At 69.2% G+C, this 17,613-nt stretch carries 14 protein-coding genes; 7 read left to right on the top strand and 7 right to left on the bottom strand.

Features of this window, described 5'->3' with window-relative positions:
• Positions 1-181: 181 nt before the first annotated feature.
• Positions 182-1,780 carry an ABC-F family ATP-binding cassette domain-containing protein gene (locus KK097_RS12310; protein WP_214545004.1) on the bottom strand — a complete coding sequence of 533 codons (1,599 nt, stop codon included), beginning with the start codon at positions 1,778-1,780 and terminating at the stop codon, positions 182-184.
• Between the two features lie 116 nt (positions 1,781-1,896).
• On the opposite strand from KK097_RS12310, the gene KK097_RS12305 reads away from it, so the two are divergent.
• Positions 1,897-2,496, top strand: a complete 600-nt coding sequence (locus tag KK097_RS12305; protein ID WP_214545002.1) for a biotin transporter BioY — start codon at positions 1,897-1,899, stop codon at positions 2,494-2,496.
• 299 nt (positions 2,497-2,795) lie between these two features.
• Here KK097_RS12305 and KK097_RS12300 read toward each other — a convergent pair whose 3' ends face one another.
• From KK097_RS12300 to sufB, 5 genes are read right to left on the bottom strand one after another with little or no spacing between them, the layout of a single operon-like run.
• Entirely contained in the window at positions 2,796-3,125 is a 330-nt protein-coding gene (locus KK097_RS12300) for a metal-sulfur cluster assembly factor (RefSeq protein WP_017887270.1), read from the bottom strand.
• Positions 3,125-3,898: a Fe-S cluster assembly ATPase SufC gene (gene sufC / locus KK097_RS12295; protein WP_071403760.1), complete on the bottom strand. Its 774-nt coding sequence runs from the start codon at positions 3,896-3,898 to the stop codon at positions 3,125-3,127. The genes KK097_RS12300 and sufC overlap by 1 nt, the downstream gene beginning before the upstream one ends.
• A gap of 58 nt (positions 3,899-3,956) precedes the next feature.
• The gene (locus KK097_RS12290) at positions 3,957-4,283 is read right to left on the bottom strand and encodes a non-heme iron oxygenase ferredoxin subunit (protein WP_439647651.1); all 327 of its coding nucleotides are present in this window, start codon (positions 4,281-4,283) and stop codon (positions 3,957-3,959) included.
• Positions 4,283-5,593 (bottom strand): Fe-S cluster assembly protein SufD, encoded by a 1,311-nt coding sequence (sufD, locus tag KK097_RS12285; RefSeq protein ID WP_214545000.1) that lies wholly within the window; start codon positions 5,591-5,593, stop codon positions 4,283-4,285. The genes KK097_RS12290 and sufD overlap by 1 nt, the downstream gene beginning before the upstream one ends.
• Positions 5,594-7,012, bottom strand: a complete 1,419-nt coding sequence (gene sufB, locus KK097_RS12280; protein WP_214529730.1) for a Fe-S cluster assembly protein SufB — start codon at positions 7,010-7,012, stop codon at positions 5,594-5,596.
• A 251-nt stretch (positions 7,013-7,263) separates the two neighbouring features.
• On the opposite strand from sufB, the gene KK097_RS12275 reads away from it, so the two are divergent.
• On the top strand, positions 7,264-8,238 hold the full coding sequence (locus tag KK097_RS12275; RefSeq protein ID WP_214544998.1) for a COX15/CtaA family protein: 975 nt from the start codon (positions 7,264-7,266) through the stop codon (positions 8,236-8,238).
• Positions 8,239-8,724: 486 nt separating this feature from the next.
• Here the strand turns inward: KK097_RS12275 and KK097_RS12270 are convergent, their stop codons facing one another.
• Positions 8,725-9,651 (bottom strand): heme o synthase, encoded by a 927-nt coding sequence (locus KK097_RS12270; RefSeq protein ID WP_214529732.1) that lies wholly within the window; start codon positions 9,649-9,651, stop codon positions 8,725-8,727.
• 424 nt (positions 9,652-10,075) lie between these two features.
• Here KK097_RS12270 and tkt point away from each other — a divergent pair, with 424 nt between their 5' ends.
• The 5 genes from tkt to KK097_RS12245 all read left to right on the top strand — a co-directional run bounded on the left by tkt (position 10,076) and on the right by KK097_RS12245 (position 17,522).
• Entirely contained in the window at positions 10,076-12,169 is a 2,094-nt protein-coding gene (gene tkt / locus KK097_RS12265; protein ID WP_214544997.1) for a transketolase, read from the top strand.
• 140 nt (positions 12,170-12,309) lie between these two features.
• Positions 12,310-13,422, top strand: coding sequence for a transaldolase (gene tal, locus KK097_RS12260; protein WP_214529734.1), 1,113 nt, complete (start codon positions 12,310-12,312; stop codon positions 13,420-13,422).
• Positions 13,422-15,020, top strand: coding sequence for a phosphoglucose isomerase-related protein (locus KK097_RS12255; protein WP_214529735.1), 1,599 nt, complete (start codon positions 13,422-13,424; stop codon positions 15,018-15,020). Before tal ends, KK097_RS12255 begins: the two co-directional genes overlap by 1 nt.
• A gap of 22 nt (positions 15,021-15,042) precedes the next feature.
• Positions 15,043-16,581, top strand: coding sequence for a glucose-6-phosphate dehydrogenase (gene zwf / locus KK097_RS12250; protein ID WP_017887260.1), 1,539 nt, complete (start codon positions 15,043-15,045; stop codon positions 16,579-16,581).
• Entirely contained in the window at positions 16,578-17,522 is a 945-nt protein-coding gene (locus KK097_RS12245) for a glucose-6-phosphate dehydrogenase assembly protein OpcA (protein WP_214544995.1), read from the top strand. Before zwf ends, KK097_RS12245 begins: the two co-directional genes overlap by 4 nt.
• Positions 17,523-17,613 lie beyond the last annotated feature (91 nt).

Genomic DNA, 17,613 nt, shown 5'->3' with positions numbered 1-17,613 from the left:
ACGGGAGGCACGGCGCACGACCGGCACCGCGCCTCCCGTCCGCACCGTGCGCACCTCGCAACCCCGTGCGCGCTTCCGCGCACCGTGCCGCGCTACAAGCGCGCACCCAGCACGCAACGCCGCACCGGCCCGCGAACCCGGCACCGTGCGGACGGGCCTCGCCCGACCACCCGCGCGGCAGCTACGCGAGCTCGATGAGCTCCGCGTAGTCCTTGTTCCAATGGTCCTCGGTGCCGTCCGGCAGGAGCAGCACACGCTCGGGGTTGAGTGCCTCGACCGCACCGGCGTCGTGGGACACCAGGACGACCGCGCCCTCGAACCCGGCGAGTGCGTTGAGGATCTCCTCGCGCGATGCGGGGTCCAGGTTGTTCGTCGGTTCGTCGAGCAGCAGGACGTTCGCACCCGAGACGACGATCATCGCGAGCGACAGACGCGTCTTCTCGCCACCGGACAGCACGCCGGCCTTCTTGTAGCCGTCGTCGCCGGTGAACAGGAACGACCCGAGCACCCGACGGGCCTCGGTCTCGTTGAGGTCGGTCGACGCCGACACCATGTTCTCGATCACCGTGCGGTTGATGTCGATGTTCTCGTGCTCCTGCGCGTAGTAGCCGATGCGCAGACCGTGACCGGGCTGGATCTCGCCGGTGTCGGGCTGGTCGGCACCCGCAAGGATGCGCAGCAGCGTCGTCTTGCCGGCACCGTTGAACCCGAGGATGACCACGCGCGAGCCGCGGTCGATCGCCAGGTCGACACCCGCGAAGATCTCGAGCGACCCGTAGGACTTCGACAGCCCCTCGGCCATCAGCGGGGTGCGGCCACACGGAGCCGGCGTCGGGAAGCGGATCTTCGCGACCCGGTCGGCGACGCGCTCGTCCTCGAGGCCGGCGAGCAGCTTGTCGGCGCGCGCGACCATCTGGTGCGCTGCCGCGGCCTTGGACGCCTTGGCACCGAAGCGCGCGGCCTGGTCCTTCAGCGTGGCGGCCTTCTTCTCGGCGCCCGCGCGCTCCTTGCGGCGGCGCTCCTCGTCGGCGACGCGCTGCCGCTGGTAGAGCTTCCAGCCCATGTTGTAGATGTCGATGGTCTGGCGGTTCGCGTCCAGGTAGAAGACGCGGTTCACGACCTCGTCGACGAGCTCCACGTCGTGGGAGATGATGATGACGCCGCCGGGGTAGGTCTTCAGGTGCTCGCGCAGCCACACCACGGAGTCGGCGTCGAGGTGGTTGGTCGGCTCGTCGAGGATCATCGTCTCGGCGTCCGAGAACAGGATCCGGGCGAGTTCGATGCGACGGCGCTGACCACCGGACAGCGTCTTGAGCTGCTGGTCGAGGATGCGGTCCGGCAGCTTGAGGTTCGACGCGATCGATGCCGCTTCGGCCTCGGCTGCGTAGCCACCGAGCGCGTTGAACTGGTCGTCGAGGCGGCTGTAGCGGCGCATGGCCTTCTCGGCCACCGCTGGGTCATCGCTCGCCATGTCGAGGGTCGCGAGGCGGATGCCCTCCACGAGCTCACCGAGCCCGCGGGCGTCCAAGATGCGCTTCCGCGCGGTCTCCTCCGGGTCGCCGGAGCGGGGGTCCTGCGGCAGGTAGCCGATCTCACCGCCGCGCTCGATCTTGCCGCCGGTGGGCTGCGTCTCGCCCGCGAGGGCCTTCGTCATCGTCGTCTTCCCCGCGCCGTTGCGGCCGACGAGTCCGATCTTGTCGCCCTTCTCGACACGGAAGGACACGTCCTCCATGAGGAGACGAGCTCCGACGCGGATCTCGAGTTCGTGCACGGCAAGCACAGTGGACGTCCAATCAGTTGGTGGGTTTGCACAACGGTGTGTGCGTGAGGTGCACCGCTACGCTGACGGGACCGATGGTTCCGAAACGGGACCAGCAGTCCATTCTAGGAGAATCCATGACGAACGCCACCGGGTTCGCTCCCCGCGCAGTCCTCGCCGACCGTCTGCGCACGCACGGGCTGGCCACCGACGCCGCCCTCGTCGCCGGCGGAGCCCTGTTCACCGCCGCGATGGCGCAGCTCGAGGTCCCGATGTGGCCGGTCCCGATCACCGGGCAGACCCTCGCCGTCGTGCTCGTCGGCGCGACGCTCGGTGCCCGCCGCGGCATGCTCTCGCTGCTCGTCTACGCGGTCGCCGGACTCGCGGGTGCCCCGTTCTTCGCCGACATGCAGGGCGGGCTGCAGGCCCTCGCGCTGCCGAGCTTCGGCTACGTCATCGGTTTCATCCCGGCCGCCGGGCTCGTCGGCTGGCTCGCCCGCCGCGACTGGGACCGCAACGTCGGCCGCGCGGCGGTCGCGATGCTGCTCGCGAGCGCCATCCCGTTCGTGACCGGCCTGCCGTACCTGGCCGTGGCGCTCGGTCAGCTCGGTGCACCGAGCGACCTGCAGTCGGTGCTCGCCGCCGGCCTGTACCCGTTCATCGTCGGCGGCATCGCCAAGGCCCTCATCGCGGCCGGCATCCTGCCCCTCGCGTGGAAGGCCGTCGGCCGCCGCTGACGCCGCGTACGAGAACGGCCCCGCACCGGTTCGGTGCGGGGCCGTTCTGCGTCTGGCGCGGGGACGGACTGTCGGTGCGGGGACGGGGTGGCGGTCGGTCATGACTTCCCGTCGCCCGGACGCCGAGTGGTCACGTTCCGTCGCCTGGAGCACGGCCAGCCGACAGAACGTGACCGCCCGGAGAAGGTGAGCGGGCGGTTGCGACCACTCGGCGGCGCGCCCCGCGCGTGGCGTGCGCACAGACGAACGGGAGGCGCGGTGCCAGCTGGCACCGCGCCTCCCGTCCGGGTGGGTCGCGACTAGATCGCGAACCCGAGGGCGCGCATCATCTCGCGTCCGTCGTCGGTGATCCGTTCCGGACCCCACGGCGGCATCCAGACCCAGTTGATCCGGAAGGCGTCCACGATGCCGTCGAGGGCGTTCGCGGTGTCGCCCTCGATGACGTCGGTCAGGGGGCAGCCGGCGCTGGTGAGCGTCATGCTGATGACGAGCGCGTTCGCGTCGTCGTCCCAGGCGAGGTCGTAGATCAGGCCGAGGTCGACGATGTTCACGCCGAGCTCCGGGTCCTGGACCTCCTTGAGGCCCTCGACGACCTCGTCGAACTTGTCGGGAGCGAGTGCGGCGATCATCAGGCCTGCGCCTCGGCGGCGGCGACCTGCACGTAGCGGTCGTAGCCCTCGTTCTCGAGGCGGTCGGCGAGCTCGGGGCCGCCCTGCTCCGCGATCTTGCCGGCGACGAACACGTGCACGAAGTCCGGCTTGATGTAGCGGAGGATGCGGGTGTAGTGGGTGATGAGCAGCACGCCGAGGCCGGTCGCGGCCTTCGCACGGTTGACGCCCTCGGACACGATCTTCAGTGCGTCGACGTCGAGGCCGGAGTCGGTCTCGTCGAGGACGGCGAACTTCGGCTTGAGGAGCTCGAGCTGCATGATCTCGTGGCGCTTCTTCTCACCACCGGAGAAGCCCTCGTTGACGTTGCGCTCGGCGAACGACGAGTCCATCTTCAGGTCGGCCATCGACTGGCGGAGCTCCTTGATCCAGCCGCGCAGGGCCGGGGCCTCGCCGTCGATCGCCGTCTTCGCGGTACGGAGGAAGTTCGACACCGTGACGCCGGGAATCTCGACCGGGTACTGCATCGCGAGGAACATGCCGGCACGGGCACGCTCGTCGACGCTCATCGCGAGGACGTCCTCGCCGTCGAGGGTGATCGTGCCACCGACGACGTTGTACCGGGGGTGCCCGGCGATCGTGTACGCCAGGGTGGACTTGCCGGAGCCGTTCGGCCCCATGATCGCGTGGATCTCGCCCTCGTTGATGGTGAGGTCGACACCCTTCAGGATCTCCTTGGTGCCCTGATCGGTGTCGATCGAGACCTTGAGGTCACGGATTTCCAGAGTGGACATTGCGTTCCTTCGGTTGCAGCTGTGGTGCGGCGTCAGCCGCGGGAAGTGTTGGGGGTGCTCAGTCGACCGGGACGACGTCCTGCACGTCGACGTAGACGTCGCCGTCGCGGACCTCGACCCGGAAGACCGGGACGGGCTCGTAGGCCGGGAAGTTCTGCGGCTTGCCGGTGCTCAGCGAGAAGCGGGACCCGTGGGCCCAGCACTCCAGCGAGTCACCCTCGACGAAGCCCTCGGCCAGCGAGATGTCGCCGTGCGTGCAGGTGTCGCCGATGGCGTGGACCGTGCCGGACGAGTCCTTGACGATCGCGACCGCCGTGCCGTCGACGACCACCCGCATCGGGCTGTCCACCGCGATGTCGGCTTCGGCGCAGACCTTCTCGGCCATCAGGCGTTGGCCTCCGAGCCGTTGGCCTCCGTTGCGTTGGCCGCCGTTGTGCTGGGCTCAGCCGGTGCGGCGATGACCGAACGGCCCTCGGCCAGCTCCTGCTCGACCGCCGCGATGAGGCGTTCCTCGAGCTCGGGGGCACCGATCTTCTGGATGACCTCGACCAGGAAGCCGAGCACGACGAGGCGCCGGGCTTCTTCTTCCGGGACTCCGCGGGACTGCAGGTAGAACAGCTGCTCGTCGTCGAAGCGACCGGTCGCACTCGCGTGCCCGGCACCCTCGATGTTGCCCGTCTCGATCTCGAGGTTCGGGATGCTGTCGGCACGGGTGCCGTCCGTCAGCACGAGGTTGCGGTTCTGCTCGTACGAGTCGGTGCCGTCGCCGGCGCGGCCGATCAGGACGTCACCGATCCAGACGGTGTGCGCGCCCTGACCCTGCAGCGCGCCCTTGTAGTTGACCCGGCCGCGCGTGTTCGGCGCATCGTGGTTCACGTAGACCTGCTGCTCGATGTACTGGCCGGCGTCGGCGAAGTACACGCCGTACATCTCCGTGTCGGCGCCCTGCGCACCGAGGTGCGTCGAGGGGTTGACCCGGATGACGTCGCCGCCGAGCGAGACCACGACGTGCTTCAGGAAGGCGTCGCGGCCGACCTCGGCGAAGTGCGTCGAGACGTGCACGGCGTCGTCGTCCCAGTCCTGCAGGCTGACGACGGTCAGTCGTGCGTTCTGCTGCGCGACGATCTCGACGTTCTCGCTCAACAGGGCGCTGCCGCGGTTGTCGAGCACGACGATGCCCTGCGCGTTCGGCTCGGCCGTGATGACCGTGTGCGCGGCACGCGGCTGCGACCCGAAGTCGGAGCGGGTCACGGTGATGAACTCGTGCGCCTCGGTGGCCTTGATCGTGATCGCCAGCACCGCGTCGCGCGCGGTCCAGGCTGCGGCCGAGGCGCGGTCCTCGGGCAGACCGGCGGAGCCGACGCGGGGGTCGTCGCTGCGACCCCACTCGACGTCGGCACCCTCGGACTGTCGGGCGAGGTACGGGTAGGCGGATCCGTCGAGCGCACCGTCCAGCAGTGGCTGGAGCTTGGTCAGCGGCGCGAACTTCCAGTTGACCTCTCGGCCGGTGACCTTCGGGAACGCCTCGACGTCGCCGGACTGGAACCGCTCGGAGCGGGTCTGGACCGGCACCTTCTTGTCGGGGGCGTCCCAGCCGCCGTCGGAGTGGGCTCCGGCGCCGTGCTGGGTGCCGCCCTGCGCTGCGGCAGCGGGCTCGATCGGCTGGTCGATGTGGGGAGGGGTGGTGCTGGACATCTAGCCGACGGATCCTTCCATGCTCATCTCGATGAGCTTGTTGAGTTCGAGTGCGTACTCCATGGGGAGCTCGCGGGCGATCGGCTCGATGAAGCCACGCACGATCATCGCCATCGCCTCGTCCTCGGCCATGCCACGGGACATGAGGTAGAAGAGCTGCTCCTCGCTGACACGCGAGACCGTGGCCTCGTGGCCCAGCTGGACGTCGTCGACGCGGATGTCGATCGCCGGGTACGTGTCGCTCCGGCTGATCGTGTCGACGAGCAGGGCGTCACAGCGCACGGTGTTGGCGGCGTGGTGCGCTCCCGGGTCCACCCGGACCTCTCCGCGGTAGCCCGCACGACCGCCACCACGGGCGATCGACTTCGAGACGATCGACGACGTCGTGTACGGCGCCATGTGGATCATCTTCGCGCCGGCGTCCTGGTGCTGCCCGGGGCCTGCGAAGGCGACGGAGAGCGTCTCGCCCTTGGCGTGCTCACCGGCGAGGTAGATCGACGGGTACTTCATCGTGACCTTGGAGCCGATGTTGCCGTCGATCCACTCCATCGTCGCGCCCTCGTGCGCGATCGCGCGCTTGGTGACGAGGTTGTAGACGTTGTTCGACCAGTTCTGGATCGTCGTGTAGCGAACGCGGGCGTTCTTCTTCACGATGATCTCGACGACGGCCGAGTGCAGCGAGTCGGACTTGTAGATCGGGGCGGTGCAGCCCTCGATGTAGTGGACGTACGAGTCCTCGTCCGCGATGATCAGCGTCCGCTCGAACTGACCCATGTTCTCGGTGTTGATCCGGAAGTAGGCCTGCAGCGGGATCTCGACGTGCACGCCCTTCGGGACGTAGACGAACGAGCCACCGGACCAGACGGCCGTGTTCAGCGCGGCGAACTTGTTGTCGCCGGCCGGGATCACGGTGCCGAAGTACTCCTCGAACAGCTCCGGGTGCTCACGGAGCGCCGTGTCGGTGTCCATGAAGATGACGCCCTGCTGCTCCAGGTCCTCGCGGATCTGGTGGTAGACGACCTCGGACTCGTACTGCGCGGCGACGCCGGCGACCAGGCGCTGGCGCTCGGCCTCGGGGATGCCGAGCTTCTCGTAGGTCGCACGGATGTCCTCGGGGAGGTCTTCCCACGACTGCGCCTGCTTCTCGGTGGAGCGGACGAAGTACTTGATGTTGTCGAAGTCGATGCCCGTCAGGTCGGCACCCCACGTCGGCATCGGCTTGCGGCCGAAGAGCGACAACCCCTTGAGGCGGTTCTTCAGCATCCACTCGGGCTCGTTCTTGAGGTTCGAGATGTCGGTGACGACCTCTTCCGAGATCCCACGACGGGCGGAGGACCCTGCCGAGTCGGAGTCGGACCAGCCGAACTCGTATTGGCCGAGACCTTCGAGCTCGGGACGGTCGATGAGCACGTCGGACATGGTCTCCTCGTTTCCTTCTCGCGGGACAGCGTTGCAGGTGTCAACCCGTGGCGTCTGGACGCCATTCCACCGCGGACCGCTGACATGCGGACCCGGTGCTGCTCCCTCGCAACGACAATGGTTCCACGCAGTCCGTGGAGTGATCGGCGATCTCGGCTCATTCGGAGCCGGCGCCTGCCTAGACTTGACTGCTGCTGAACCCTCGAATCCTACAGGTTCACTGCACGGAACAACAGGAAGGCACCACCCTCGTGACACGCGTCGGATCCCCCGTCGAGCAGGATCTCCGGACCGGACGGTGGTGGTCGCTCCCCCGCGTGGTCGACCGTCGCGTCGTCGCACTGGCCTGGGCGTCCTTCGTGGTCGAGGTCGTGCTGATCGGCACCGGAGGCCTCGTGCGCCTCACCGCCTCGGGCCTCGGATGCCCCACCTGGCCCAAGTGCACGGCGGATTCGCTGGTCTCCACGCCGGAGATGGGCATACACGGTGTCATCGAGTTCGGCAACCGTCTGCTCACCTTCGTGCTCGTGATCGTCGCCGTCGCGATGTTCCTCGCGGTCGTCCGGATGCTCCGCACGCGCCCCGAACTCTTCTGGCTGGCGTTCGCTCAGGGCGTCGCGATCCCCGTGCAGGCCGTCATCGGCGGCATGAGCGTCTGGACGAACCTGAACCCCTTCGTGGTCGGGCTGCACTTCGTCGTCTCCGCGGCGCTCACGTCGGTGACCGCCGCCCTGGTCTACCGCACGACGAACGGCCCCCGCACCGCGGAGCGCCTCGTCCCCGGCTGGTACACGGGTGTCGTCCGTGGCACCGTGGCCGCCGTCGTCGTGACCGTGCTGGTCGGCATCCTCACCACCGGCAGCGGGCCGCACGCCGGAGCCGACGCCGCGGTCGACGGCGGCCGCCTGCACCGCACCGGGTTCGACCCCGCGGTGATGGAGCACGTGCACGCCTGGCCCGCGTACGCGCTCTTCGCACTGACCCTGGTGCTCGTCGTCGGCGCCGTCCGCCTGGGCCGCCCGAGCAAGTGGCCGCTCATGCTGCTCGTCGTCGAGTTCCTGCAGATCGCCGTCGGGCTCACCCAGGCACGGACGGGCCTGCCCGTCGGACTCGTCGGCACGCACATGGTGCTCGCCGGGCTGCTCGTCGGTGCCGTGACCGCCGTGGTGCTCTCGACGCGGGCCTCGGCCGGCCGGAGTGCCGTGCGGGAACCCATCGACGCCTGACGCCCGGGCGCGTCGAACGCACGACACCCGTTCTCCGGCACCCCACGAGTCGCTCGACTCGTGGGGTGTCGTGTTTGCAGGGGGCTGGGTCGGGCGAGGCGCTGCTGACGCGGAACGACACCGCCGACGTCGTTCGACATCGACTCCGTCGCACCACGTCCGCACCATCCGCGATCCCCAGCGGCTCGCGTCCGCGCCGCGGCCCACGCAGTCCGCACCGAACGGGAGGCCCGTGGCGGGTCCGAACGGCGCCTCCAGGCCGCCTCGTGCCCAGTACAGGACGCCGGCGTTGCGCGAGAACGCCGCCGAACGCTCGAGACGCCGCCGGTTTCGGCGGCGTCTCGGCGGATGGGTGGCGTCATGCCGACACGACGGCGTCGTACGGAAACGACCGCACTGCGGCGACACGACGGCGTCAAATGGACACGACCGCGTCCTGCAGATCGAGCTCGCGCGGGCGCGGGCGCGGACCCGGGCGCGACCGACCTAGAAGGTGAAGACCTGCGGGAGCAGCGGGTCGATGCCCACGGCGATGAAGAGCAGCGTCAGGTACGTGATCGAGCTGTGGAACACCCGCATCGGGTGCACGTGCTCGACGTGCTGGATCGCCCGCGAGTAAAGACGGTGCGACTCGACCACGAACCAGATGCCGCCAGCGAGCGCGACCACCGTGTAGAGCGGCCCCATGTGCCCGACGGGGATGAGCAGGAGCGAGCAGACGAGCGTCGCCCAGGCGTACAGCACGACCTGCAGACCGACGACGGTGCGGCCGCGGACCACGGCGAGCATCGGCACGTCGGCCGCGTCGTAGTCGTCGCGGTACTTCATCGACAGGGGCCAGTAGTGCGGCGGCGTCCAGAGGAAGATCACCATGAACAGGATGACCGGGGTCCAGGTCAGCGACCCGGTGACGCCCGCCCAGCCGATGAGCACGGGCATGCAGCCGGCCGAACCGCCCCACACGATGTTCTGCGGGGTCCGGCGCTTGAGCCAGAGCGTGTAGAGGAAGACGTAGATGAGGATCGCGATGACGCTCAGCGCCGCGGCGAGCCAGTTCACCAGGAACCCGAGCACCGCCGTGGACAAGATGCCGAGCACCCACGAGAACACGAGGGCCTCGCGGTCGGACAGCTCACCGGTCACGAGCGGACGGGTGCTCGTGCGCTTCATCAACCGGTCGATGTCGCGGTCGATGTAGCAGTTGAAGGCCGAAGCCGAACCGGCCGACATCGCACCGCCGAGCATGGTCCAGAAGACGAGCCACAGGTCGGGGACGCCGCGCTCGGCGAGGAACATCGTCGGCGCCGTGGTGACGAGCAGCAGCTCCATCACGCGCGGCTTCGTCAACGAGACGTACGCACGGACCTTGCGGGACAGCGGCGATCGGGGTCGATCGGTGTCTGGCCGGGTCACGGTGGCAGTCGGCAAGGGAACCTCAGTCTGTTCGCATCAGCTCGCACACTCGGTGGACGACTGCGGCGGCGTCCGGGCATGCGCTGACCCGGAATGTCCACGGGTCACGACCACTTTACGGGATGGAAGCGCCGCGACGGTGCCCCGCTCCGACATCCCGGCGTGATCCGGACGCGTCCGACACGCCCGGATCGCCCGTCGACGTCCACCCCGGCGTGAACATCGGGGGTCACCTGAACCCCTTCTGAGTACCGGGTCACTATGCTGGACACGCCCTCCCGCAGTGCGCGCCCCGATGACGTCGGCCGCGATGAGCCGGTCGGCCGCCGTCAGACGGCGACACGACTCGGCCCCGGGATGGCCACATGTCCGTGCGATGGCACGAGCCCTCGCACATGTCGCATCAAGAAGGGTCAACATCCAAGTGGCTGAATTCACCTGGGACGCCATCGACCGGAAGGCCGTCGACACGGCCCGCGTTCTCGCCGCCGACTCGGTCGAGGCCGCCGGCAACGGTCACCCCGGCACCGCGATGAGCCTCGCTCCGCTCGCCCACCTGCTCTTCCAGAAGGTGATGCGTCGCGACCCCAGCGACGCCACCTGGATCGGCCGCGACCGCTTCATCCTCTCCGCCGGTCACGCCTCGATCCTCCAGTACGTGCAGTTCTACCTGCACGGCTACGGCCTCGAGCTCGAGGACCTGCAGCACCTGCGCAAGTGGGGCTCGAAGACCCCGGGTCACCCGGAGTACGGCCACACCGACGGTGTCGAGATCACCACCGGCCCGCTCGGCCAGGGCCTCGCGTCCTCGGTCGGCTTCGCCTACGCCCAGCGCTTCGAGCGCGGCCTGTTCGACCCGGAGACCCCGGCCGGTCAGTCGCCGTTCGACCACTTCACCTACGTGATCGCCGGCGACGGTGACATGCAGGAGGGCGTGACGAACGAGGCGGGCTCGCTCGCCGGCCGTCAGCAGCTCGGCAACCTCATCGCGTTCTACGACTCGAACCAGATCTCGATCGAGGACAACACCGACATCGCGTTCTCCGAGAGCGTCCCCGAGCGCTACGAGGCGCTCGGCTGGCACGTCCAGATCGTCGACTGGAAGAAGAACGGCGAGTACTCGGAAGACGCCGAGGAGCTCCACGCCGCGATCGAGGCCGCCAAGCAGGTCACCGACAAGCCGTCGCTCATCGTCCTCAAGACGATCATCGGCTGGCCGTCGCCGACCAAGCAGAACTCGGGCAAGATCCACGGTTCGGCGCTCGGCGCCGACGAGATCAAGGGCCTCAAGGAGGTCCTCGGCTTCGACACCGACAAGACCTTCGAGGTCGCCCCCGAGGTCCTCGAGTACACCCGCGGCGCCGTCGCCAAGGGCCAGGCCGAGCACGCCGAGTGGCAGAAGTCCTTCGACGCGTGGGCCGCGGCCAACGCCGACAAGAAGGCCCTGTTCGACCGTGTGCAGTCGAAGGAGCTCCCGGAGGGCCTCGAAGCAGCGCTCCCGGTCTTCCCGACGGACAAGGCCGTCTCGACCCGTGCCGCTTCCGGCAAGGTCATCAACGCCATCGCGCCGCTGATGCCCGAGTTCTGGGGCGGTTCGGCCGACCTCGCCGAGTCGAACCTCACCACGATCGAGGGCGCCAAGTCCTTCGGTCCGGCCGAGGCCTCGACGTCGACCTGGAGCACCGACCCGTACGGCCGCGTGCTGCACTTCGGCATCCGCGAGCACGCCATGGGCTCGATCCTCAACGGCATCGTCCTGCACGGGAACACCCGCCCCTTCGGCGGCACGTTCCTGATCTTCAGCGACTACATGCGTCCGGCGGTCCGTCTCGCCGCGCTCATGCAGGCGCCGGCGATCTACGTCTGGACCCACGACTCCGTCGCCCTCGGCGAGGACGGCCCGACGCACCAGCCGATCGAGCAGGTCTCGTCGCTCCGTGCGATCCCGGGTCTCGACGTGGTCCGCCCCGCCGACGCCAACGAGGTCGCGTACGCGTGGCTCGAGATGCTCAAGCACACGGACCGCCCGGCGGGCATCGCGCTGAGCCGTCAGAACCTCCCCGTGTTCGAGCGTGGCGAGGGTGACGCTTCCGGCGAGGTCTTCGCCTCAGCGAAGAACGTCGCCAAGGGTGCGTACATCCTGGCCGAGGCACCGAACGGCACCCCGGACGTCATCCTCATCGCGACCGGTTCCGAGGTCCAGATCGCGGTCGAGGCTCGCGAGCAGCTCAAGGCCGAGGGCATCAACGCCCGCGTCGTGAGCGCCCCGTCGATCGAGTGGTTCCGCGCCCAGTCCGAGAACTACCAGGACCAGGTGCTCCCGAAGGACGTCACCGCTCGCGTGTCGGTCGAGGCCGGCATCGCCATGAGCTGGCGCGACATCGTCGGCGACAAGGGCCGCAGCGTATCGATCGAGCACTTCGGTGCCTCGGCCGACTACCAGACGCTCTTCAAGGAGTTCGGCTTCACGACGGAGCACGTCGTGGCCGCCGCGAAGGAATCGATCGCAGCTTCCTGACCTGCGAGGGCCGGGTCCGGTTTGCCGGATCCGGCCCTTCTTCCGGGAGGCCCGGCTCGGTTCCGCCACGGGCCTCCCGTCCCCCAAGACCCCGACTCACGGTCCCCACGGACCCGTCGATGAAAGAAGAAGAGAAACACATGGCTGACAACACCCCCACCGCCGCCCTCTCCGCGGTCGGCGTGAGCATCTGGCTCGACGACCTCTCCCGCGAGCTCCTCGAGACCGGCAAGCTCACCGAGCTCATCGAGCAGAAGAACGTCGTCGGTGTGACGACCAACCCGACGATCTTCGCGTCGGCCCTCGCCAAGGGTGAGCGCTACGACGCCCAGGTCAAGGAGCTCGCCGCTGCGGGCACCGAGGTCACCGAGGCGATCTTCGAGATCACCACGCAGGACGTCGCGAACGCCTCCGACGTCTTCAAGCCGATCTACGACGAGACCAAGGGCTTCGACGGCCGCGTCTCGATCGAGGTGGAGCCGGGCCTCGCGCACGACACCGCCAAGACCATCGAGCAGGCGAAGTTCCTGTTCGAGAAGGTCGGCAAGGAGAACGTCCTCATCAAGATCCCCGCGACGCTCGAGGGCCTCGAGGCGATCACCGAGGTCATCGGCGCCGGCATCTCCGTCAACGTCACCCTGATCTTCTCGCTCGAGCGCTACCGCGCCGTCATCGACGCCTACCTCGGTGGCCTCGAGAAGGCCAAGGCCGCCGGCCACGACCTCTCGAAGATCCACTCGGTCGCCTCGTTCTTCGTCTCGCGCGTCGACTCCGAGATCGACAAGCGTCTCGACGCCGTCGGCACCGACGAGGCCAAGGCCCTCAAGTCGAAGGCCGGCATCGCCAACGCGCAGCTCGCCTACCAGGTCTGGACCGAGGCGTTCGCCTCCGAGCGCGCCCTCGGCCTGCTCGAGTCCGGTGCCAACACGCAGCGTCCGCTCTGGGCCTCGACCGGTGTCAAGGACCCGTCGCTGCCCGACACGCTCTACGTGACCGAGCTCGCCGCCCCGAACACCGTCAACACGATGCCGGGCAAGACGCTCGACGCCACGTTCGACCACGGTGAGATCCACGGCGACGCCATCGCCGGCACGTTCGACCAGGCCCAGCAGGTCCTCGACCAGCTCGCCGCGCAGGGCGTCGACTACGACGAAGTCGTCGCACTGCTCGAGAAGGAGGGCGTGGACAAGTTCAACGTCTCCTGGGGCGAGCTCGTCGACACCGTGAAGAACGCGCTCGAGGGCGCCAAGTAGTGACGGTTTCCATCGCAGCCAGCGGCGATGCCGCGCGGGCCATCGAACAGGTGGTCCCGCGGCTCGTCGCTGACCTGGTGGCCTCGGGCATCACCGCCCAGGACGCCGATCTGTGGGGAACCGACGCCGAGGCCGAGGCGTCGAAGCGCCTCGGCTGGGTGGAGGCCGTCTCGGTCTCCCGCCCGCTCGTCGCCGAGGTCGCCGCGCTCCGCGAGTCGCTCCGTGCCGAAGGGGTCGACCACGTCGTCCTCGCCGGCATGGGCGGCTCGTCCCTCGCGCCCGAGGTCATCACCCGCACCGCCGGGGTGCCGCTCACGGTCCTCGACTCGACCGACCCGGCGCAGGTCCGTGCCGCCGTCTCGACCGACCTCGAGCGCACCGTGCTCGTCGTGTCGTCGAAGTCCGGCTCCACACTGGAGACCGACTCGCAGCGCCGCGTCTACGAGCAGGCCTTCCGCGACGCCGGCATCGACCCGGCCCGCCGCATCGTCGTCGTCACCGACCCGGGCTCCGCGCTCGAGGCCGCAGCGGTCGACGCCGGCTACCGCGTCTTCACCGCCGACCCGACCGTCGGCGGCCGTTACTCCGCGCTGACCGCCTTCGGCCTCGTGCCGTCCGGGCTCGCGGGTGCGGACATCGCGGAGCTCCTCGACGAAGCCGACGCCATCTCCGCGCTGCTCTCGGTCGACCTGGACGAGAACCCCGGGCTCGTGCTCGGAGCGGTCCTCGCCGGCACCGAACCGCTGCGCGACAAGATCGCGATCGTGGCCGACGGAACCCACATCGTCGGCTTCGGCGACTGGGTCGAGCAGCTGATCGCCGAGTCCACCGGCAAGGACGGTCGCGGCCTGCTGCCCGTCGTGCTGCACACCGACTCCCCCGAGCTCACCGCCGCCCTGCCCGACGTCCAGGTCATCCGCCTGGTCGGTTCGCGCGAGGACGAGCGCCACGTGGCCGAGGGCGAGGTCGAGATCACCGGAACCCTCGGTGGCCAGATCCTCGTCTGGGAGTACGCCGTCGCCGTCGCCGGTCGACTGCTCGGGATCAACCCGTTCGACCAGCCCGACGTCGAGGCCGCCAAGGTCGCGACCCGCGCACTGCTCGACGACCGTCCCGCGCCCGCGGAGCCGGCGTTCACCGAGGACGGCATCGCCGTCCGCGCGACCCCCGGGCTCGCGGTCGGGACCTCGCTCGCAGAAGCCGTGTCGGGCCTCCTGTCCGCACTCGACCCGACCGGCTACGTGTCGGTGCAGGCGTACGTCGACCGCACCGCGAACGGCGACCTCGAATCGCTGCGCGACGCGATCGCGGCGCGCACCGAGCGCCCCGTCACCTTCGGGTACGGCCCGCGGTTCCTGCACTCGACCGGCCAGTACCACAAGGGCGGCCCCGCCACGGGAGTGTTCCTGCAGATCGTGGCCGACGAAGCGGACGACCTGGCGATCCCGGGCCGGCCGTTCACGTTCGGGCAGCTCCTCCAGGCCCAGGCCGCCGGCGACGCGAGTGTCCTCGCCGAGCACCGCCGGCCGGTCCTCACCCTCACGACGTCGGACGTCCACGCCGCCACCGCGGCGATCACGTCCGCCGTCTCCCACTGACTCGTAAGGAGTTCACCGACTCATGTCACCGGTGGCAATCACCCCGGAGCACAACCCGCTCCGGCTGCCGACGGATCGTCGACTGAACCGGATCGCGGGACCGAGCACGCTCATCATCTTCGGCGTGACGGGCGACCTGTCACGCAAGAAGCTGATGCCCGCGGTCTACGACCTGGCCAACCGGGGGCTGCTGCCCCCGGGGTTCGCGCTCGTCGGGTTCGCCCGTCGCGACTGGGAGGACCAAGACTTCTCCCAGCTCGTGCACGACGCCGTCAAGGAACACTCGCGCACCCCGTTCGACGAGGACGTCTGGCGTCAGCTCGAACAGGGCATCCGCTTCGTGCAGGGCTCGTTCGACGACCCCGAGGCGTTCCGCGAGCTCAAGCGCACCGTCGACGACCTCGACGCCGAGCGCGGGACGCTGGGCAACCACGCGTTCTACCTGTCCATCCCGCCGAAGATGTTCCCGGTCGTCACCGAGCAGCTCAAGCTGTCCGGGCTGACCGAGAAGCGCGAGGGCTCCTGGAGCCGCGTGGTCGTCGAGAAGCCGTTCGGTTCCGACCTCCGCACCGCGCGCGAGCTCAATGCGATCGTCGAGAGCGTCTTCGCGCCCGACGACGTGTTCCGTATCGACCACTACCTCGGCAAGGAGACCGTCCAGAACCTCCTGACGCTCCGGTTCGCGAACCAGATGTACGAACCCATCTGGAACTCGAACTACGTCGACCACGTGCAGATCACGATGGCGGAGGACATCGGCGTCGCCGGACGTGCCGCGTACTACGACGGCATCGGTGCGGCGCGCGACGTCATCCAGAACCACCTCCTGCAGCTCCTCGCGCTCACCGCGATGGAGGAACCCGTCTCGTTCAAGGCCGCGGACCTCCGCGCCGAGAAGGAGAAGGTGCTCTCCGCCGTGCGACTGCCCGAGGACCTGTCGACCGCGACCGCCCGTGGCCAGTACGCGGGCGGCTGGCAGGGCGGCGAGAAGGTGCTCGGCTTCCTCGAGGAAGGCGGCATGGACCCCGAGTCCGGCACCGAGACGTACGCGGCCATCAAGCTCGACATCGCGACCCGGCGTTGGCAGGGCGTGCCGTTCTACCTGCGCGCCGGCAAGCGCCTCGGCCGTCGTGTGACCGAGATCGCGATCGTGTTCAAGCGCGTCCCCGAGGACGTGTACGGCAACTCGCAGTCCCCGCTCGGCCAGAACGCACTCGTGATCCGCGTCCAGCCGGACGAGGGGGTCACGCTCCGCTTCGGCTCGAAGGTCCCCGGCGTCGGCACCCAGGTGCGCGACGTGACGATGGACTTCGGCTACGGCCACGCGTTCACCGAAGCATCCCCCGAGGCGTACGAGCGACTCATCCTCGACGTGCTCCTCGGTGACCCGCCGCTGTTCCCGCGGCACCAGGAGGTCGAGCTGTCCTGGAAGATCCTCGACCCGATCGAGGAGTTCTGGGCCACGCAGGGCCAGCCCGAGCAGTACCGTCCCGGCACGTGGGGTCCGGCATCCGCCGACGCCCTGCTCGCCCGCGACGGTCGGACCTGGAGGCGTCCGTGAAGATCGACATGCCCGACACCACGGTGTCGAAGATCCAGAAGAAGCTCGTCCGCATCCGCGAAGAGGGCGGCGCCGTCGCCCTCGGCCGTGTGCTGACCCTCATCATCTCGACGGCCCTCGGCCACGAGGAAGAGGCGATCGAGGCCGCGAACGAGGCGTCCCGCGAGCACCCGATGCGCGTCATCATCGTGTCGAAGAACAGCGGGGACACGAAGTCCCCCGGTCGCCTCGACGCGCAGATCCGCGTCGGCAGCGACGCCGGGGCCAGTGAGGTCATCGTCCTCCGCGCGTACGGTGAGACCGCGACCGACGAGGAGAGCCTGGTCACCGGCCTCCTGCTGCCGGACGCGCCCGTCGTGGCCTGGTGGCCGCAGATCGCTCCGGAGCAGCCCGCGGCGTCGGCCCTGGGTCGCATCGCCCAGCGCCGGATCACCGACGCGGCCGCGCAGCGGGACCCGAACGGTGCGATCGAGGCGCTCGGAGCCTCGTACGTGCCGGGTGACACCGACTTCGCGTGGACCCGTCTGACGCTGTGGCGGAACCAGCTCGCCGCGGCGCTCGACCAGCCGCCGTACGAGCCGATCACCGCGGTGGAGGTCTCCGGAGCGTCGGACAGCCCGTCGACGATCCTCCTCGCCGCCTGGCTGCAGCTGCAGCTCAAGGTGCCGGTGTCCGTCGTCACGTCGCCCCGCGCGACGGGGTCCAGTGGCATCCACGGCGTCAAGCTCGTGCGGGATTCCGGCACCATCGAGCTCGAGCGGTCCCTGGTGGACGTCGCGACGCTCTCGATGCCCGGGCAGCCGACGCACGACCTGTCGCTGCCACGCCGCAACCTGCGCGACTGCCTGGCCGAGGAACTCCGTAGACTCGACCCGGACGTCCTCTTCGGAGACGTCGTCAAGCACGGGGTGCCCCAGCTGCGCGAGACCATCGCCCGCTGATCCACACCCCACACGGTCGGGCCGCCTGTCTGGTGCAGGTGGCCCGACCGGACCGAAGGCGGTCGGACGACCGGTCGGCCGCCACGAACAC

This window comes from Curtobacterium flaccumfaciens, assembly GCF_018598405.1.
GTDB classification, from domain to species: Bacteria; Actinomycetota; Actinomycetes; order Actinomycetales; family Microbacteriaceae; genus Curtobacterium; species Curtobacterium aurantiacum.
This window is presented reverse-complemented; position numbering and strand designations above follow the sequence as displayed.